Source organism: Lysobacter sp. 2RAF19, from assembly GCF_052115395.1.
Classification (GTDB): domain Bacteria; phylum Pseudomonadota; class Gammaproteobacteria; order Xanthomonadales; family Xanthomonadaceae; genus Noviluteimonas.
In genome coordinates, this window is sequence record NZ_JBFRGO010000001.1 from 415,785 (window position 1) to 434,123 (window position 18,339).

Consider the following 18,339-nt stretch of genomic DNA (forward strand, 5'->3'; position numbering starts at 1 on the left):
AGACAGGGATCGACCGCTCGAGATGACGTCTTGTTTCGGTAGATCTAGCTGTTTTCGTTGTCGCGCGCGGCACGATGCCCGCGCGCGTCCAGCGCAGCCCGCCCTTGCGCCATGCGTTCGCGCAGCACCGTCAGCCGCGGACGCCATTCGCGCGTGAGTTGCCATTCGGGGATGCGCATCCACTCGCTGCTGGCCGCGGCGAGTTTCACCAGGCCCAGGTTGCTCGACACACCCTTCAGCGCGTGCGCGTGATCGCGCACCGCCGCCCAATCGCCGGCTTCGCCGGATTTTTCCAGCGACGCCAGGCACGTCTCGGCGTCGCGCAGACATTGGGCGATGAACTCGCGGACGAAGGTCTCCCCCATCCCGAGTGAGCCGAGCTCCTCCAGGACACCCGGATCGAAATCGTCGTCCGACACCGGCAGCTCGATGCGCGGGTTGGCCGCCTGCACGTTCGCCTGGCCGCTGATCGCGACTTCCGCCAGGGTGTCGAGCAGGCGCGCGGCCACCACGGGCTTGGGCAGGAACGCACGCGCACCGGCCTGCGCGCATTGCTGGATGGCCTCGGGCGTGACATCGGCGGTCAGCACGATGACCGGCGTGCGCTTACCGCCGCCGGCTTCCATCACGCGCAACTCGCGCAACAGGTCCAGGCCGCTGACGCCGGGCATGTGCAGGTCGACGATCGCCGCGTCGAAGGTGTTGGCCGACATCGCGTCGAGCACTTCCTCGCCGTCGGCGACGCTGGTCACGCGATGCCCCGCCTTCTGCAGCAGGCGTTGCAGCACCATGCGGTTGGCGGCGTGGTCGTCGGCAATGAGTAGTTCGAGCGAGCGCACGCGCGCGCGGTGGCGCAGGAACGGATCGCCGAAGGCGATGACGTTGGCCGCGGTGTCGCCGAAGGACACCGGCGCCGGCGCTGCCGGCTTTCCTTCGACCGCCGGTGCGGGCTTGGCGACGGGCACGACCTGCACCTGGTCGAAAGGCAATTCGACCCAGAACCGGCTGCCCCGCTTCTCCGAACTCTCGAAGCCGATGCTGCCGCCCATCGCTTCGGTCAGGCCCTTGGCGATCGTGGTGCCCAGGCCCGTGCCGCCGTAGCGGCGCGACAGGCTCGCATCGGCCTGTTCGAAGGCTTCGAACAAACGCGCGCGTGCCGCCGCGGGAATGCCGATGCCCGTATCGATGACGGTGAAGCGCAGGCGCACCTGCTTGCCGTCGGATTCGGGATGCGCGAGCGCGACTTCCAGGCGCACCGACCCTTCGTCGGTGAACTTGATCGCGTTGCCCGCCAGGTTGATCAGCACCTGGCGCACGTGGCCGGCGTCGCCGATCACGCGATCGGGCACGTCCTGCGCCAGGCGCGCGATGTACTCGATGCGCTTGTTGCGCGCGGTGGGCTGCAGGATCGCGCCGATGTTCTCGAGCATTTCGGCCAGCGAGAATTCGACCGCGTGCAGCTTGAGCTTGCCCGCCTCGATGGCCGAGATGTCGAGCACGTCCTCCACCAGGGACAGCAAGGTCCGCGTGGAGGCCTGGATGGTGTTGAGGCACTCGCGCTGTTCGGCATCCAGGCGCGTGGTGGCCAGCAGTTCCGACATGCCCGCAAGGCCGTTCAGGGGCGTGCGGAACTCGTGGCTCATGTTCGCCAGGAAACGGCTCTTCGCCTCGTTGGCGCGCCGTGCTTCCTCCGTCGCCCTGGTCAGGGCACGCAACAGGCCCGACAGATACAGCGGCACCGCCACCAGGCCGACGAGCAAACCGATGCCCAGGCTGCTGTTGGCGCGCCAGTAATCGCTGAAGAGGAGCGTGCAACCGAAGCTCGTCACCGCGCCGGCGACGGCGAGGTACAGATAGCGATTGCCGAACCGCAGGCCGTTGCCGACCGTCACCCACATCAGGATGACGTAGACCCACGCGAGCGGCTCGCCCATGCGGACCATCGCCAGGCCCATGAGCCCGTAGTCCGACAACATGCCGATCGCGCGCCGCACGTGCGAAACGCCGGGGCGCGCGACGATCGACAACACGATCGCCAGGCCCACGGCGAACCCGGTGCCGACCATCAGCAACACGTCGCGATATTCGGCCCACGGTTCCGAACCCGGGCCGCGCACCAGCAGATACACCAGCACGACCGACAGCACCGCCAGGCGGACCAATGCCTGCCCGTGTTCGCTGTCGGGCCGGTTGATCAAACGCTGCCGGAGTGCCGCGAACGCCACGATCAGGCTTCCAGGGCCGGCCGTGCGCTGACGGTGGAGAAGCGCTGGCAGATGTCGTCGAGGCGTGCGCGCTGTTTGATCAGCACTTCGACGCACTTGGGATCGAACAGGCGGCCACGTTGTGCGTAGAGGAACGCCAGCGCCGCTTCGATCGTCCACGCGTCCTTGTACGGGCGCGGCGAAATCAGCGCGTCGAAGACGTCGGCCACCGCGACGATGCGCGCCTCCAGCGGGATCGCTTCGCCGACCAGGCCGTCGGGATAACCGCTGCCGTCGTAGCGCTCATGGTGGCGCAACGCGACGGTCGCGCCGGTCTGGATGAAACGGCTCTGGCTGCCGCTCAGCAACTCGTGGCCGATGCGCGGATGGCGACGCATGATCTGCGTCTCCTGGTCCGTCAGCGGGCCGGGCTTGAGCAGGATGGCGTCGGGGATTGCGATCTTGCCCATGTCGTGCAGGGGCGCGGCGAGTTCGATCAGGCGGGCTTCTTCTTCCGTCAGGCCGAGGCCTTCGGCGATCAGCCCGGCGACGTGCGCCATGCGTTCCAGATAGGCGCTGGTGCCGATGTCGCGGTATTCGATGGCGCGCGCCAGGCGCGACAGCGTTTCGCGTTCGCGCTCCTCGACTTCGTTCATGCTCGAGAGCAGGCGCTGTTCGAGCGAGAGCGCGCGCTGCTTCACCGTCTCGGCCTGCTGGCGCAGGTGCAGCAGGTTGCGGCAACGCGCACGCAACTCGCGCGGACGCACGGGCTTGACCAGGAAGTCGATCACGCCGGCCTCGAGCGCGGCCTGGCGGACGGGTTCGTCGCCGACCACGGTGACCAGCACGATCGGCACGTCGCGGTGTACCGGCGGGCGGCGGAACCGGCGCGCGAACTCCAGGCCATCCATGCCGGGCATGCGGTAGTCCAGGAGCAACAGGTCGGGCCGGTTGTTCTCGCACCAGGTCAGCGCCGCGGTGGGATCGCCGAAATCGTGCACGGCCAACTCGGGACCGATGTCCTCGAGGATATGGCGCAACATCGTGCGCGCCGATGTCTGGTCGTCGACGATGACCACGTTCACTTCATTGACCCGCATGCGTTGGCGCCCCCCGGAATCCTTCCCCCGGCGTTGGCCGGGAGCATACCCCGCCGGACGGCGCGGAATACGGAACGGCAGTGCAATCCGCGACGGCGTCCGCAACGCAAGGGATCAACGGCGCCCCCGCCGTTCGTCGGGGCCGCCCGTGTGCAGGGTGCCGTAACGCGAAAGCACGCGTTCCAGCGTCCGCACCATGCGGTCGGGCATCGGTGCGAAGCGCAGGCCCACGGTATCCGAATCGGTGCGTGCAACGCGCGCCATGAGGAGGAACTCGATCCCCGCCTCCGCCGGCCCGCAACGCACCTCGACCTCCACCGCCTGCCCCACGCGCAAGGCGAAGCCCGGCGGACGGAGCATGTGAAGACCGGAGATCGACAGGTCGTGCAAGGGCGCGCGGAAGTCGCCTTCCGGCCCTCGAATGAGCGCCTCGCCCTCCACGTACACGCGCGAGCGTCGGATGTCGGACTGCGCCGTCGGCGCCATGCCCATGGTGTACCGCCGATGCGTCCCCTGTTCCCGGTTTCTACGGGCAAGGGCACCACCAGCGGACATCCCGGCCGCCAAAAGCGCTCAACCGTGCGCTTCCGGCCGCATGTAGGGGAACAGCAGCACGTCGCGGATCGAGTCCGAGTCGGTCAGCAGCATGACTAGGCGATCGATGCCCACGCCCAGGCCACCGGTCGGCGGCAGGCCGACTTCGAGGGCGCGGATGTAGTCGGCGTCGTAGTGCATCGCCTCGTCGTCGCCGCCTTCCTTCGCCTCGACCTGCGCGCGGAAACGCGCCGCCTGGTCTTCCGGATCGTTCAGCTCGGAGAAGCCGTTGGCGAGCTCCTTGCCGCCGACGAAGAGCTCGAAGCGATCCGTGATCCCGGGTTCGGAGTCCGATTCGCGCGCCAGCGGCGAGACTTCCACCGGATAGTGCGTGATGAAGGTCGGCTGGATCAGGCCGGTTTCCACGGTCTTTTCGAAAATTTCCAGCAGCAGCTTTCCCCAGCCGTAACCCGGCTTCACCGGGATGCGCAAACGCTCGCAATGACGCGCGAGCGCGGCGCGGTCGCGGCAATCGGCGACGGTGATTTCGGGATTGTGCTCACGCACGGCTTCTTCCAGCTTCCAGCGACGGAAGCGCGGGCCGATGTCGATCGCATTGCCTTCCCAAGTCAGCGCGGTGGTGCCGATGGCTTCCTGCGCGGCGTGGCGGATCATGTCCTCGGTCAGGTCCATGACTTCGTCGTACGTGGCGTAGGCCTCGTACAACTCCAGCATCGTGAACTCCGGGTTGTGCCGGGTGCTGACGCCTTCGTTGCGGAAATTGCGGTTGATCTCGTACACGCGCTCGAAACCGCCCACGACCAGGCGCTTGAGGTACAGCTCCGGCGCCACGCGCAGGAACAGGTCCAGGCCCAGTGCGTTGTGGTGCGTGGTGAACGGCTTGGCGGTGGCGCCGCCGACGATGTAATGCATCATCGGCGTTTCCACTTCCAGGAAGCGGCGCGCGTCGAGCCAGCGACGGATCGCGCCGATGACCTGCGAACGCTTGACGAACACATCGCGCGCCTCGGGCGTCACGATCAGGTCGACGTAACGCTGGCGATAGCGCTGCTCGACATCCGCCAGGCCGTGCCACTTGTCCGGCAGCGGGCGCAGCGACTTGGTCAGCAGGCGCAGCGCATCGACCTTGACCGACAACTCGCCGGTCTTGGTGCGCATCAGCGTGCCTTCGGCCGCGAGGATGTCGCCCGCGTCCCAGCCCTTGAAGGCCTCGTAGGTTTCGCCGAGCGTGTTGGACTGCAGGAACAACTGGATGCGACCGCTGACATCCTGCACCTGCGCGAACGCCGCCTTGCCCATCACGCGCTTGGCGAGCATGCGGCCGGCGAGTTTCACGCGGCGGCCCTGCGCTTCCAGCGCTTCGCCCGTCCAGGTTTCGGCGTCGGCGTAATCGGCCTGCAGGTCGCCGGCATGGTCCTCGCGACGGAAGTCGTTCGGGAACGCGTTGCCCTGCGTGCGCAACTGCGCGAGCTTCGCGCGGCGCTCGGCGATCAGGTGGTTTTCGTCGTGTTGCGGCTGGGTGTCGTCGGTCATCGTCATCGTGTTCTTCGGATCAGGCTGCGTCGCTGCGCTTGGAGCCGGCTTCGAGCCCGGATTTGAGGCTGGCCTCGATGAACTCGTCGAGGTCGCCGTCCAGCACGTTCTGCGTGTCGCTGCGTTCGATGCCGGTGCGCAGGTCCTTGATGCGGCTCTGGTCCAGCACGTAGTTGCGGATCTGGCTGCCCCAGCCGATGTCGGACTTGGTAGCTTCCAGCGCATCCTTCTCGGCGTTGCGTTTCTGGATCTCGGCCTCGTACAGCTTGGCCGCCAGCATCTTCATCGCGCGGTCGCGGTTGGCGTGCTGGCTGCGTTCGGTCTGGCAGGCCACCACGATGCCGCTGGGCACGTGCGTGATGCGCACCGCCGATTCGGTCTTGTTGACGTGCTGGCCGCCGGCGCCCGAGGAACGATAGACGTCGGTCTTCAGGTCGGCCGGATTGATGTCGATGTCGATCGAATCGTCCACTTCCGGCGAAACGAACACCGAGGTGAACGAGGTATGGCGGCGGTTGTCGGAATCGAACGGCGACTTGCGCACGAGGCGATGCACGCCGATTTCCGTCTTCAGCCAGCCGTAGGCGTAATCGCCTTCCACGCGGAAGGTCGCCGACTTGATGCCCGCCACTTCGCCGCCGGAGACTTCGAGCAGTTCGGTCTTCCAACCGCGCGACTCGGCCCAGCGCAGGTACATGCGCAACAGGATTTCCGCCCAGTCCTGCGCTTCGGTGCCGCCGGCGCCGGCCTGGATGTCGACGAAGGCCGAATGCGAATCCATCTTGCCGGAGAACATGCGCTGGAATTCCAGCTGGTCCACGCCTTTGGCGTAGCGCTCGACGTCGGCGACGATGGCGTTGTACGTCTCCTCGTCGTTTTCCATCTCGACCAGTTCCAGCAGCTCGTTCGCGCCGGCCAGGCCTTCGGTCAGGTCGCGGATGCCGTTGACGGTCTTGTCCAGGAAGCTGCGCTCGCGGCCGAGGGCCTGCGCGCGTTCGGAGTCGTTCCAGACATCCGGGCTTTCCAGTTCGCGGTTGACTTCTTCCAGACGCTCCTTGCGGGCGTCGTAGTCAAAGATACCCCCTCAGCGCATCCAGCCGACCGGTGAGGTCGGCGATGCGCTGGCGGATGGGATTAAGTTCGATCATGGGTGCTTTGCGAGGTGTTGCGTTCGGTCGCGAATGATACCAGCCGGGGGAAGTCCCCCGGCTGCCGCGGCGGCCTCACTGCACGTCGAACTCACCGACCAGGACCGTCTCCTTCGCATCGTTCAGGCGCAGGGTCACCGCCTGGTCCTTGCGCGCGGGCGTGCCCCACCCGGTGGTGAGGGTCAGCATCAGGGTCGTGGCGCCGGTGACGATCTGCTGGCGGTCGCCGTAGAAGTTCGCCTCCACGCGGTACTTGCCGGGCTTTGCGTCGCGCAGCAGGAATTCCTCGGGGCCGTAGCCGCCGGTGAAATCGTCGGACAACTGCCCGCCCTGCCGGGTCAGGCGGTTGCCGTAGTAGCAACGCTCGCCGTTGGGGTCGGTGACCCACAGGTCCATGTCGCTGTTGTCGCTGTCCCAGGCGAGCACGGCACGCAGATCGACCGGCAGGTTGCGCCGCAGGCGCGGGTCGACGAAGGCGGTGTCCAGCGGCGTCGGGCTGGTCGCGACGATGGCGTTGAGTTCGTTGAGCGCGACGAGTTCCACTTCGTCGAATCGGCCGTCCCATGGCGTGGCGACGACGTCGTAGAGGTAGCGGATCGCGTCCTGCCGCTGACCCGTTGCCGCGAGCGCGAGGCCGAGGTCGCGATGGCTCTGCGGCTCTTCGTCGGCCATCGCGAGGACTTTGCGGAACACTTCGACCGCGCGCGCGGCTTCACCGGCCTGCATCAACCGATAGCCGAGCACGCGCAGCACGTGGCGGCTTTCCAGTTGCATCTCGGCCAGGTTCGACAGCACGCGCAAGGCTTCGTCGCGACGGCCCTTCGCAAGGAGGATGTCGGCGACGTCGAGGTAAAAGGCGGTGCTGTCGGCGTGCGCGTCGCGTTCGTCCAGGTAAAGCGCGTAGATCTGCGCGGGGTTCGCTTCGCGCAGCCGGCGCGCGTAAGGCGCGTCGGATTGCCAGGGCTGCAGGGTGATGGTGGCGGCAGGCGCGCTCGTCGTTGCGTTTTCACTGACGGTGACGTAATCGAGGCTCTCCATCGCCGCCGGCGGAGGCGGCGCCGCCATGGCCGGTGCGGCCATCGGCGCCATCGCGGCGGCCGCGTCCTCGCGTCGTTCGCGCATTGCGCGATCGGCTTCCATGGCGACCTTCGCCTTCGGCGCGTCCTTCGGGAACTTGCGTTCCCACCAATCGATGCGCTGCGCGAACTTCTCCGCGACGCTGTCGAGGCGCTCGGCACGATTCTGCTCGCGCTCCTGCTCCCGCATGACGCGAATCTGCGCCACTTCCGCGCGCAACGCGGCCGGCGCGGGAATGTCGTAACGCACGTAGTCCTCGGCGTTCTCGAGCACGATCAGCGACGTGCCCGGCGTAACGATGCCGAACTGCTGGCCGATGCGTGCGATCTGCACGACATTGCGTTCCGGATCGGCGGACAGGGCACGCAGTTTCCAATTCGCCCAGAGCGACGCGACCTGCGGATGCGACGGACCTGTCATCGGCATGTCCACGCGCACGATGCGCTGCCCTGCCCCGTCGTCGAGCGTGACATCGACGTAAGCGCCGGATTGCGTCGCGCGCCCGGCGACGCGCAGGAGCCCGTCGTCGATGAAACGGCCGGGTACTTCGACATCGGTGAGGCCATGCGGCGCGAGGCCGACGATGCGCAGGCCGTCGCGCAACAGCGGATCGGCCGGATTCAGGATGCCTGCGTGGAATCCGCCGACCAGTCGCCCGTTGCGCTGTTGCGCGAGCGTCGCAAGGCGCACGGTATCGACTCCGGCGCCGACCGGCGCGATGGCGTACAGCCGTTGTTTCGCCCCCAGTTGCGGCACGGCGCGTTCGCCGTAGGTGCGCTGCCCGTCGCTGAAGAGCAGGTATTCGTCGACATCCGCGCGTGGCGTCCAGTCGGCGAGATCGGTGGCACCGTCGTAGACCACGGACTTGAGTTTGCGTTCCAGCGCAGACCCATCGCCGTTGCGGATCTCGAAGGTGCCGAAGTCTTCACCCACGTCGCGCAACAGGCGCACCGTCACCGTGCCCGCGCCCATCGCACTGAGGTACTGATGCAACATCAGGTAGTCGGGTCCATGGTCGCGCAGGCCCGCCGAGGCCGACGCATCCCACAGGATCTGCACGCGCGCGGGCATCGCGCGTTGCGCGAACGCAGGCTTGCCGACCTGCACCTGCCCCAGGACATAGGCCTGGCCGTCATCGCGGCGCGCGCTCCACGCCGCCTTCGCCGACTTGGCATTGCCGGCGATCTCCCGATCGATGACCAGCCGCACGCGACGCTCGCCCTGCGCGGGAATGGGATACACCCGCAGCCGGAAGCTGTTGCCCGCCGTCTGTTCGAGCAAACCCGGATCCACGCCGCGTCGTTCGATCGCTTCGAAGACTTGCCGCCCCTTGTCCTTGGGCACGGGCACGGCCTCGCGCATCTGCCCGTCGATATCGAGCGCGAAGCCGACAATCTGCTGCCCCGCGGCGAGGGGAAATTCCAGGGTGCCTTCGAGCACCCGTGGGTTGCGATTGCGCAGGGCCAGCGTGATCGTCCTGCGCTCGATCGGCCCGGCGCGATCGACGGTGTCGCCGATTGCACGCACTTGGATGGGTAGCAGCCCTTTGGCATCCCCGCCGATCCGCACGACCGGCGCGGTGATGTCCTGCGCATTGGAGACAGGCGACGACAACCCGATGGCGAAGGCGATCGCGCACGCGATCCCCGCGACGATGGAACGGTGCATGCGAATCCCCCTGTCTGGCCCGTGATGTTCCCCTTCAACGCACGGGTCGCGCAATCGGGGTCAGGCGTCGATCGCGTATTCCACGATCAGCTGCACGGCGTTCCCACCGCGGTAGTCGTCCACCGCCAGGCGATAGGCCAGGTGCACGCGTGCGGGGGGCGGCGTGCCGGTCCACCCATTGAAGTGGATCGCGTCGATGGGCGCGGCGCGGCCCGGCGTCCGCAGGGACAACTTCAGATGCCGCAAGCCCACGACCCTGTGGCCCACGACGTCGAACACGCCATCGAACAAAGGTTCGGGGAACGCCTGGCCCCAGGGCCCACCATCGCGTAGGCACTGCGCGCTCGCATGATCGAACTCGTGCGCTTGCAACGCGCCATCGCTGACGACCTGCGCCTGCAGCAGCGCAGGATCGAGCACGCTTTCGACGTGCGCACGCAAGGCATGGGCGAAGGCATCGAGCCCGTCATGCGAAAGACTCAGGCCCGCGGCCATCGCGTGGCCGCCGAAGCGCGGGATCAGGCCCGGCATCGCGGCATCGACCGCCGCGAGTGCATCGCGGATATGCAGGCCGGCGATCGAACGCGCGGACCCGCGCAGCGCATCGCTCCCCGGCTCGGCGGGCGCGAAGGCCACGACCGGACGATGTACGCGTTCCTTCATGCGCGAAGCCACCAAGCCCACGACGCCCGGATGCCAGGCCGGATCGAACAGGCACAGCACCGGTGGCAACGTCCCTTCGAGCGCGACGCGCGCGAGCGCGGCCTCGGCTTCGTCGGTCATCTGTTGCTGCACGCCTTTGCGCTCGGCGTTGATTTCGCCGAGCACGCCCGCCAGATGGCGGGCTTGCGCCGGATCGTCGGTGAGCAGGCACTCGATGCCGAGCGCCATGTCTTCCAGCCTGCCCGCCGCATTGATGCGCGGCGCGAGCGCGTAGCCGATGTCGGAGGCCGTCAGCGTGCGCGCGTCGCGGCCACTGCTTTCGATCAGGGCCTGGAGGCCTGCGCATCCCTGCCCCGCGCGCAGGCGACGCAAGCCCGCGCCCGCGAGCGCGCGATTGTTCGCGTCCAGCGGCACCAGGTCGGCGATGGTGCCGACGGCGACGAGGTCCAGCAGCGTGGTGAGGTCGGCCTCACTCGGCAAGCCTTCCGCGCGCAAGCGCGCACGCAATGCGAGCAGCACGTAGAACATCACGCCGACGCCGGCGAGCGCCTTGCTCGGGAAGCCGTCGCCGCGCACGTTCGGATCGACGATCGCGTGCGCATCGGGCAGCGTCTGCCCGGGAAGATGATGGTCGGTGACGAGCACTTGCCAGCCACGCGCACGCGCCGCGGCAACGCCGGCGTGGCACGCGATGCCGTGGTCCACGGTGACGAGCAGGTCGGGCGCGAGCGCCGCCAGATCATCGACCAAGCCCGGCGACAATCCGTAGCCATGCACCGCACGATTGGGCACCGCATTCGACACGCGTTGCGCACCCAACATGCGCAGGCCGCGCACGCCGACCGCGCAGGCCGTCGCGCCGTCGCAATCGAAATCGCCGACGACCACGATGTGTTTTCCCTGCACGATCGCATCGCGCAGCAACGCAGTCGCCGCGTCCATGCCGCCCAGCGTGTCGGGCGCGTGCAGGCGGGCCAGCTTTGGCCGCGCCGTATCGAAGTCCGCGGCACCGCGCGTGGCATAGAGGCGACGCAGCAGCATCGGCACGTGGTCGGGCCAATCGCCTTGCGGCGTGATCTCCGGGCGACGGACGATGCGACGCAGCATCGTCATGCGTCGAAGGCCTTCAGCGGCTTGCGCCAGAAGCGCCAACGTTGCTTGCGTTGCAGCGTGAACTGCGCGCCGTCCTCGCAATCCAGCTGCAGCGTGGTCAGCCCGCCCATGCGCAGGCGCTGCAAGGCTGGCTCCAACCAATGTGTCTCGAGTTCGCGAAGATCACGCAACGCACGCAGATCGACGAGGCCCGCAATGCCCAGCTTCGCCGTCAGGTCGATGCCATCGATCTTCGCCGACTTCGCCAACGCACGCAGCGTGACTTCGTTGGACTCCACCAGCGCGTGCGATGTGGTCACGTGATCCGGCGACACGCCACCGCCCCAGAACCACAGGGAATTCACCGGCGGCTTCCCCGCGGCCTGGCGCTGCGCATTCAACGGATGCTGGTGCAGCGCCACTTGCGCCTCGCTCAACAGCGCACGCCAGCGGCGGCCTTCCGGACCTTCGGGAAGATGGTCGAACAAATCCGCACCCAGCGCTTCGTCTGGCGAAGCCATCGACGGCAGCTTCGCCTCGCGCGGCAAACGCAGATACCAGCGTGCGGGGCGCGGCGCATCGATGGGCATGCCCGAATCGCCGAACAAGGGGCGCAAGGCCGAGAGCAAGTCATCGGCATCGGCTTGCGTCAGTTGCAGGGCGTCGCCGCAGGCGAGCAAACGCGCGCCGTTGAGATCGGGGCGGACGAAGGCCGGATCGGCGCGCAACCACGCACCGAGGTTTGCGTCGTTCGCGTCGAACGCACGCGTGATCGCCGCGACGGGCCAGCCGCGCGGCAACAATTCGAAATGGCGCAACAACTGCGCACGCTCGCCGGCGTCGACAGTGCTGCGATCGGCGCGTCCCAATGCCGTCGCCAGCCCGGGCGACATCGCCTGCCCGCCGAAGCGCATGCGCGCCGGCAACAGGAAGGTCGCCGACGCCGCCTGGGCCGTCACGTCCTCAGGCCTCGTAGCTGACCGCGACGATTTCGTACTCGCGCTGCCCGGCCGGCGCTTCGATGGTGACCGTGTCGCCTTCGTGCTTGCCGATCAGCGCACGCGCCACCGGCGAGGAAATCGCGATCATGCCCAGCTTGATGTCGGCTTCCAGGTCGCCGACGATCTGGTACTTCTTCTCTTCGCCGCTGTCGGCATCGGCCAGCTCGACGACCGCGCCGAACACGATGCGCGAACCGGCGTTGAGCGAGGACACGTCGATCACCTGCGCATGCGAGAGCTCGGCTTCGAGCTGCTTGATGCGGCCTTCGATGAACCCCTGCTGCTCGCGCGCGGCGTGGTACTCGGCGTTTTCCTTCAAGTCGCCGTGCGCGCGCGCCTCGGCGATCGCGTGGATCACCGCCGGCCGCTTCACCGACTTGAGTTCTTCCAGTTCCGCGCGCAAACGCAGCGCGCCTTTGGCCGTCATGGGTGCCCGCGTCGTGCTCATGCTTGCTTCAATTCCTGGTGGAGCGCCTGCAGCGCGTTGACGTCGCCCGCACCGCGATGGTCGAGCGAATTCAGCAGCGCGCGGGCACCCGCGATGGTGGTCGAGTACGTGACGCGATGCTGCAGGGCTTCGCGCCGGATCGAGAACGAGTCGGCGATCGCCTGCTTGCCCTCGGTCGTGTTGACGATATACACGATCTCGCCGTTCTTGATCAGGTCGACGATGTGCGGCCGGCCCTCGATCACCTTGTTGATGCTCGCGCATTCCAGCCCGTTGGTGCGCAGGAAATCCGCGGTACCGCCGGTGGCGACGAGCGCATAGCCGCGGCGCACCAGGTCCTGCGCGACCGACAGCACGCGCACCTTGTCCGGATCGCGGACGGAGATGAACGCCTTGCCCGTCGGCGGCAGCGCCTTGATGCCGCCGGCCTCCTGCGCGCGCGCGAAGGCGGCGCCGAAGCTGCGCCCCACGCCCATCACTTCGCCCGTGGAACGCATTTCCGGCCCGAGGATCGGATCGACGTTCTGGAACTTGGCGAACGGGAAGATCGCTTCCTTCACCGAGTAGTAGCCCGGCACGACTTCCTTCGTCGCGCCCTGCTCGGCCAGCGTCTTGCCGGCCATGCAGCGCGCGGCGATCTTCGCCAGCGCAACGCCGGTGGCCTTCGAGACGAAGGGCACCGTGCGCGAGGCGCGCGGATTCACTTCGAGCAGGAAGATGGTGTCTTCGCCGTCGTCGTTCTGCTGGATCGCGAACTGCGTGTTCATCAGGCCGACGACCTTCAGCGCCTTGGCGAGCGCGACGACCTGTTCGCGCAAGCGATCCTGCGTCTGCGCCGACAGCGAATACGGCGGCAGCGAACACGAGGAGTCGCCCGAATGGACGCCGGCTTCCTCGATGTGCTCCATCACGCCGCCGATCAGCACGTTGCCGTCCTTGTCCGCGATGATGTCGACGTCCACTTCCACCGCGTTGTCCAGGAAGCGGTCGAGCAGCACCGGCGAATCGTTGGAGACCTTCACCGCCTCGCGGATGTAGCGCGAGAGGTCGGCGTCGGAATACACGATCTCCATCGCGCGTCCACCGAGCACGTAGCTCGGGCGCACGACCAGCGGATAGCCGATGTTGCGCGCGATGGCGAGCGCTTCGTCGTGGTTGCGCGCCGTGCCGTTGGGCGGCTGCAGCAATTGCAGGTCGGTGACCAGGTGCTGGAAGCGTTCGCGGTCTTCGGCCAGGTCGATCGAATCGGGCGAGGTACCGATCACCGGCACGCCGTTGGCTTCCAGCGCCTTCGCCAGCTTGAGCGGCGTCTGACCGCCGTACTGGACGATCACGCCCTTGGGTTGTTCGAGTTCGACGATTTCCAGCACGTCCTCGAGCGTCAGCGGCTCGAAGTACAGGCGATCGGAGGTGTCGTAATCGGTCGAAACGGTTTCCGGGTTGCAGTTGACCATGATGGTCTCGAACCCGTCTTCGCGCAGCGCGATGGCCGCGTGCACGCAGCAGTAGTCGAACTCGATGCCCTGCCCGATGCGGTTGGGGCCGCCGCCGAGGACGATGATCTTGTCGCGCGAGGTGGGTTGCGCTTCGCATTCGTCCTCGTAGGTCGAATACAGGTATGCGGTGCTGGTGGCGAATTCGGCCGCGCACGAGTCCACGCGCTTGTACACCGGGCGCACGTTGAAGGCCTTGCGCAGTGCGCGCACGGCCGATTCGTTGGTGCCGACCAACTGCGCCAGGCGCGCGTCGGAGAAACCGCGGCGCTTGAGCTGGCGCAGGTGGCGCGCATCGAGCCCGTCCAGGCCCGCGGCGACGACATCGCGTTCCATCGCGATCAGTTCTTCGATCTGGTCCAGGAACCACGGATCGACGAAGGACAGCGCATGCACGTCTTCGACCGACATGCCCGCGCGGAAGGCATCGCCGAGGTGGAACATGCGTTCCGGGCCCGGCTCCTTGAGTTCGCGGCGCATCTTGGCCAGGTCGTCTTCGTTCGACAGGTCCAGGCCGGTGGGATCCAGGCCGACCTTGCCGGTCTCCAGGCCGCGCAGCGCCTTCTGCAAGGACTCCTGGAAACTGCGGCCGATCGCCATCACTTCGCCGACCGACTTCATCTGCGTGGTCAGGCGCGCATCGGCGGCCGGGAATTTTTCGAACGCGAAGCGCGGGATCTTGGTGACGACGTAATCGATCGTGGGTTCGAACGAGGCCGGCGTCTTGCCGCCGGTGATCTCGTTGCGCAGTTCATCGAGCGTGTAACCCACCGCGAGCTTGGCGGCGACCTTCGCGATCGGGAAGCCGGTGGCCTTCGAGGCCAGCGCCGAGGAACGCGACACGCGCGGGTTCATTTCGATCACGACCACGCGGCCGGTCTGCGCGTTGATGCCGAACTGCACGTTCGAGCCGCCGGTGTCGACGCCGATCTTGCGCAGCACCGCGACCGACGCATCGCGCAGGCGCTGGTATTCCTTGTCGGTGAGCGTCTGCGCCGGCGCGACGGTGATCGAGTCGCCGGTGTGCACGCCCATCGCATCGAGGTTTTCGATCGAGCAGACGATGATGCAGTTGTCCGCGGTGTCGCGGACCACTTCCATTTCGAATTCCTTCCAGCCCAGCACCGATTCCTCGACGAGGATTTCGTGCACGGGCGAGAGTTCGAGGCCGCGCCGTGCGATCTCCTCGAATTCTTCCTTGTTGTAGGCGATGCCGCCGCCGGTGCCGCCGAGCGTGAACGAGGGACGGATGATCGTCGGGTAGCCGACGGTCGTCTGGATCTCGACGGCTTGTTCGAAGGTGCGCGCCACCGCGGCCTTCGGACATTCCAGGCCGATCTCGGACATCGCGACACGGAACAACTCGCGGTCTTCGGCCATGCGGATCGCGTCGCGCTTGGCGCCGATCAGCTCGACGTTGTACTTCTCCAGCACGCCGTTGTCGGCCAGGTCCAGCGCGCAGTTCAGCGCAGTCTGGCCGCCCATGGTCGGCAGCAGCGCGTCGGGCTTTTCCTTGGCGATGATCTTCTCGACCGTCTGCCAGTTGATCGGCTCGATGTAGACCGCATCGGCCATCTCCGGGTCGGTCATGATCGTCGCCGGATTGCTGTTGACGAGCACGACGCGATACCCCTCGTCGCGCAGCGCCTTGCAGGCCTGCGCGCCGGAGTAGTCGAACTCGCACGCCTGCCCGATGACGATCGGGCCCGCGCCGATGATGAGGATGGTCTTGAGGTCGGTTCTCTTCGGCATTTCTCGCCCTTCAGTACATTCGGTCCTGCCACCGCTCGCGCGGCAGCCAGGTGATCTGGTTTTGGTCGGTGGCGCCGATGGCGCCGGCGTCGATCGCGGCGCGCACGCGCGCCTGCATGTCGTTCCAACTGCCCGCTTGCGTGCCGATGCGCGCGCCGATGCGGTTGTTGTGCGCATCCATCCAGCGCATCGGGCTGCCCTGCCCGTCGCGTTCCATCACGCGCGTCACGAAGTCGACCAGGCGCGGCGAAGTGGTGTAGGCGACGGTCGCGCTCGCGAGCGTGTGGCGATACGCATCCGCCGGTCCGTTGCGACCGCCGGGCAGGTTGGCGCCGAACCAATGCGCGTACACGGTGCCCAGCACGAACGCCGGATAGGCGGCCAGCACCACGAAGGCGGCGGCGAACACCCGCAGGCGACGGGACGGGCGCTTCACTTCGCGCGTGCCTCCATCGCATCGATGAAGCGGTCGAACAGCGGCGCGACATCGTGCGGGCCGGGGCTCGCTTCCGGATGGCCCTGGAAGGAGAAGGCCGGTGCGTCGGTGAGCGCGATGCCCTGGTTGGAACCGTCGAACAGGGAACGATGCGTCACGCGCGCATTCTTCGGCAGCGAGGCTTCATCGACCGCGAACCCATGGTTCTGCGAAGTGATCATCACGCGGCCGGAATCCAGGTCGATCACCGGGTGGTTCGCGCCGTGGTGGCCGAACTTCATCTTGCTCGTCGTCGCGCCGATGGCCAGGCCGAGGAGCTGATGGCCCAGGCAGATGCCGTAGGTCGGGACTTTGCGGTCGACGAAGGTGCGGATGGCATCGATCGCGTAATCGCACGGGGCCGGGTCGCCGGGGCCGTTGGACAGGAACACGCCGTCGGGCTGCATCGCGAGCACTTCGTCGGCCGGGGTTTGCGCCGGCACGACGGTGACGTCGCAACCGCGCTCGGCCAGCATGCGCAGGATGTTCTGCTTCACGCCGAAGTCGTAGGCCACGACCTTGTATTTGGACGGCGTGTCGACGAAGACGTTGCGGTCCAGGTCCAGCTGGCCTTCGCGCCAGCCGTACGCCGTGCGCGTGCTGACTTCCTTGGCCAGGTCCATGCCCTTCAGGCCGGGGAACTTGCGGGCCGCTTCGATCGCCTTGTCGACGTCCAGGACTTCGCCGGGTGCCGACGCGGCGAGCAGCGCGCCGTTCATGGCGCCGCGATCGCGCAGCAGGCGCGTGAGCTTGCGGGTGTCGATGTCGGCGATGGCCACCACGCCGCGCTGCTTCATCCACTCCGGCAGCGCCTGCTGGTTGCGCCAGTTGCTCGGGCGGCGCGGGACGTCGCGCACGATCAGGCCGGCGGCCCAGACCTGGCGGGCTTCATCGTCCTGGTCGGTGCAGCCGGTGTTGCCGATGTGGGGATAGGTCAGCGTGACCAGCTGGCGCGCGTAGGAGGGGTCGGTGAGGATCTCCTGGTAGCCGGTCATCGCGGTGTTGAACACCACTTCGCCGACGGACAGGCCGGGCGCGCCGACGGAAACGCCCTCGAAGATCGTGCCGTCTTCGAGTGCGAGGAGTGCGGTTGGGATCACGGGCTTCGCCTATGTCGGGGGGATGCCCCTGGCGCGAACCCCTGATGAGAGGTTGCAGCAAAGCGCGAACGCGGCGTTTCTTCCGGTCCGTGCTGGCAGGTGGCAGGCGAGCCGGGATTGTACCGATGCCGGACGCTTCCGACAAACGATGCCGCCGGGCAGCCCCGCGGCGATCAGCCCAGCAGGTCGCCGATCCGGTAGCGCGCGGGCGGCTGGCGCGCGAGCCAGGCGGCGGCGTGGAGGGCGCCGCGGGCGAAGATGTCGCGGTTGGTCGCGCGGTGGATCAGCTCGATGCGCTCGCCCAGGGTCGTGAATTGCACCGTGTGCTCACCCACGATGTCGCCGGCGCGCAACGATGCATAGCGCGGGATCGCGCCGCCCTGCCCCGCGGCATCGCCGAGGGTGAGCGCCGTGCCCGAGGGCGCGTCGAGCTTGCGCACGTGGTGTTGTTCGACGATATCGACGTCCCACCCGGGCAGCGCACGCGCGGCGCGTTCGACCAGGTCGGCCAGCACCGCCACGCCGAGGCTGAAGTTCGACGCCCACAACACGGGGATGCGCGCGCCGGCCGCGTCGAGCGCGGCGATCTGCGATTCGGACAGCCCCGTCGTCCCGCTGACCAGCGCGCATCCCTTGCCGGCGCAATGCGCGAGGATGCCGTCGAACGCTTCGGACAGGCTGAAGTCGACCACCACGTCGCAATCGGGTGCGGCGGCCAGTTCGCTCGATGCGAATTGCGGCACGCCGTCGATCACGCGCTGCCCCACCTTGCGCGAGACCGCACCCACGACGCTGAAGGTCTCCGGCCGCTCGGCCGCCAGCCGCAGCAGCGCCTGGCCCATGCGTCCGTTGGCGCCGTGAACCAGCAGTCGAATCGGTGAAGCCGGCGTGAGGGGTTCGTCCATGCGGGTGAGGCTAACGGAAGTGCTTTGTCCGCGCACGCGTGAGGACGCGCTGACGTTGCTGAACTCCTTGTGCGGATGCGAGCGGCCGTGACCGGAATCTCACGCAAAACACGGTCTTGTGTGTC

The 18,339-nt window shown here is 67.5% G+C and carries 13 protein-coding genes; all 13 read right to left on the minus strand.

Annotation, left to right across the window (positions count from 1 at the left end; genetic code table 11):
* Positions 1 to 44: 44 nt before the first annotated feature.
* The gene (locus AB4059_RS02160) at positions 45 to 2,231 is read right to left on the minus strand and encodes an ATP-binding protein (RefSeq protein ID WP_498977798.1); all 2,187 of its coding nucleotides are present in this window, start codon (positions 2,229 to 2,231) and stop codon (positions 45 to 47) included.
* Entirely contained in the window at positions 2,228 to 3,304 is a 1,077-nt protein-coding gene (locus AB4059_RS02165) for an HD domain-containing phosphohydrolase (protein ID WP_498962167.1), read from the minus strand. The genes AB4059_RS02160 and AB4059_RS02165 overlap by 4 nt, the downstream gene beginning before the upstream one ends.
* Positions 3,305 to 3,418: 114 nt before the next feature.
* Positions 3,419 to 3,796 (minus strand): PilZ domain-containing protein, encoded by a 378-nt coding sequence (locus AB4059_RS02170; RefSeq protein WP_498976194.1) that lies wholly within the window; start codon positions 3,794 to 3,796, stop codon positions 3,419 to 3,421.
* A gap of 81 nt (positions 3,797 to 3,877) precedes the next feature.
* Positions 3,878 to 5,398: a lysine--tRNA ligase gene (lysS, locus tag AB4059_RS02175; RefSeq protein ID WP_498976196.1), complete on the minus strand. Its 1,521-nt coding sequence runs from the start codon at positions 5,396 to 5,398 to the stop codon at positions 3,878 to 3,880.
* A gap of 13 nt (positions 5,399 to 5,411) precedes the next feature.
* Positions 5,412 to 6,540 (minus strand): peptide chain release factor 2 gene (prfB, locus tag AB4059_RS02180; protein ID WP_498976198.1). Its coding sequence is split into 2 segments (ribosomal slippage): positions 5,412 to 6,464 and positions 6,466 to 6,540, totalling 1,128 coding nucleotides; the frame shifts between segments, so codons are not numbered across the junction.
* Positions 6,541 to 6,615: 75 nt separating this feature from the next.
* Positions 6,616 to 9,285 carry a DUF2135 domain-containing protein gene (locus AB4059_RS02185; RefSeq protein WP_498976200.1) on the minus strand — a complete coding sequence of 890 codons (2,670 nt, stop codon included), beginning with the start codon at positions 9,283 to 9,285 and terminating at the stop codon, positions 6,616 to 6,618.
* Positions 9,286 to 9,345: 60 nt separating this feature from the next.
* Positions 9,346 to 11,061: a single-stranded-DNA-specific exonuclease RecJ gene (gene recJ / locus AB4059_RS02190; protein WP_498976202.1), complete on the minus strand. Its 1,716-nt coding sequence runs from the start codon at positions 11,059 to 11,061 to the stop codon at positions 9,346 to 9,348.
* Positions 11,058 to 11,954, minus strand: a complete 897-nt coding sequence (locus AB4059_RS02195) for a phosphoglycerate mutase (protein ID WP_498977800.1) — start codon at positions 11,952 to 11,954, stop codon at positions 11,058 to 11,060. The genes recJ and AB4059_RS02195 overlap by 4 nt, the downstream gene beginning before the upstream one ends.
* 49 nt (positions 11,955 to 12,003) lie before the next feature.
* Positions 12,004 to 12,468: a transcription elongation factor GreA gene (greA, locus tag AB4059_RS02200; protein ID WP_498962495.1), complete on the minus strand. Its 465-nt coding sequence runs from the start codon at positions 12,466 to 12,468 to the stop codon at positions 12,004 to 12,006.
* A gap of 17 nt (positions 12,469 to 12,485) precedes the next feature.
* Positions 12,486 to 15,734 (minus strand): carbamoyl-phosphate synthase large subunit, encoded by a 3,249-nt coding sequence (carB, locus tag AB4059_RS02205; RefSeq protein ID WP_498976204.1) that lies wholly within the window; start codon positions 15,732 to 15,734, stop codon positions 12,486 to 12,488.
* Between the two features lie 10 nt (positions 15,735 to 15,744).
* A complete protein-coding gene (locus AB4059_RS02210; RefSeq protein WP_498976206.1) occupies positions 15,745 to 16,170 on the minus strand; it encodes a DUF6973 domain-containing protein in 426 nt (141 codons plus the stop codon).
* Complete coding sequence (gene carA, locus AB4059_RS02215) at positions 16,167 to 17,309, minus strand: glutamine-hydrolyzing carbamoyl-phosphate synthase small subunit (RefSeq protein ID WP_498976208.1); 1,143 nt, start codon at positions 17,307 to 17,309, stop codon at positions 16,167 to 16,169. The genes AB4059_RS02210 and carA overlap by 4 nt, the downstream gene beginning before the upstream one ends.
* 173 nt (positions 17,310 to 17,482) lie before the next feature.
* Positions 17,483 to 18,214 carry a 4-hydroxy-tetrahydrodipicolinate reductase gene (gene dapB, locus AB4059_RS02220; protein ID WP_498976210.1) on the minus strand — a complete coding sequence of 244 codons (732 nt, stop codon included), beginning with the start codon at positions 18,212 to 18,214 and terminating at the stop codon, positions 17,483 to 17,485.
* Positions 18,215 to 18,339: the final 125 nt, after the last annotated feature.

Coding starts and splice junctions, on each gene's coding strand:
- AB4059_RS02170 (WP_498976194.1), bottom strand. CDS start 3,796: ATGGGCATGGCGCCGACGGCGCAGTCCGACATCCGACGCTCGCGCGTG.
- carB (WP_498976204.1), bottom strand. CDS start 15,734: ATGCCGAAGAGAACCGACCTCAAGACCATCCTCATCATCGGCGCGGGC.
- AB4059_RS02185 (WP_498976200.1), bottom strand. CDS start 9,285: ATGCACCGTTCCATCGTCGCGGGGATCGCGTGCGCGATCGCCTTCGCC.
- dapB (WP_498976210.1), bottom strand. CDS start 18,214: ATGGACGAACCCCTCACGCCGGCTTCACCGATTCGACTGCTGGTTCAC.
- AB4059_RS02165 (WP_498962167.1), bottom strand. CDS start 3,304: ATGCGGGTCAATGAAGTGAACGTGGTCATCGTCGACGACCAGACATCG.
- lysS (WP_498976196.1), bottom strand. CDS start 5,398: ATGACGATGACCGACGACACCCAGCCGCAACACGACGAAAACCACCTG.
- AB4059_RS02195 (WP_498977800.1), bottom strand. CDS start 11,954: ATGCGCTTCGGCGGGCAGGCGATGTCGCCCGGGCTGGCGACGGCATTG.
- greA (WP_498962495.1), bottom strand. CDS start 12,468: ATGACGGCCAAAGGCGCGCTGCGTTTGCGCGCGGAACTGGAAGAACTC.
- recJ (WP_498976202.1), bottom strand. CDS start 11,061: ATGACGATGCTGCGTCGCATCGTCCGTCGCCCGGAGATCACGCCGCAA.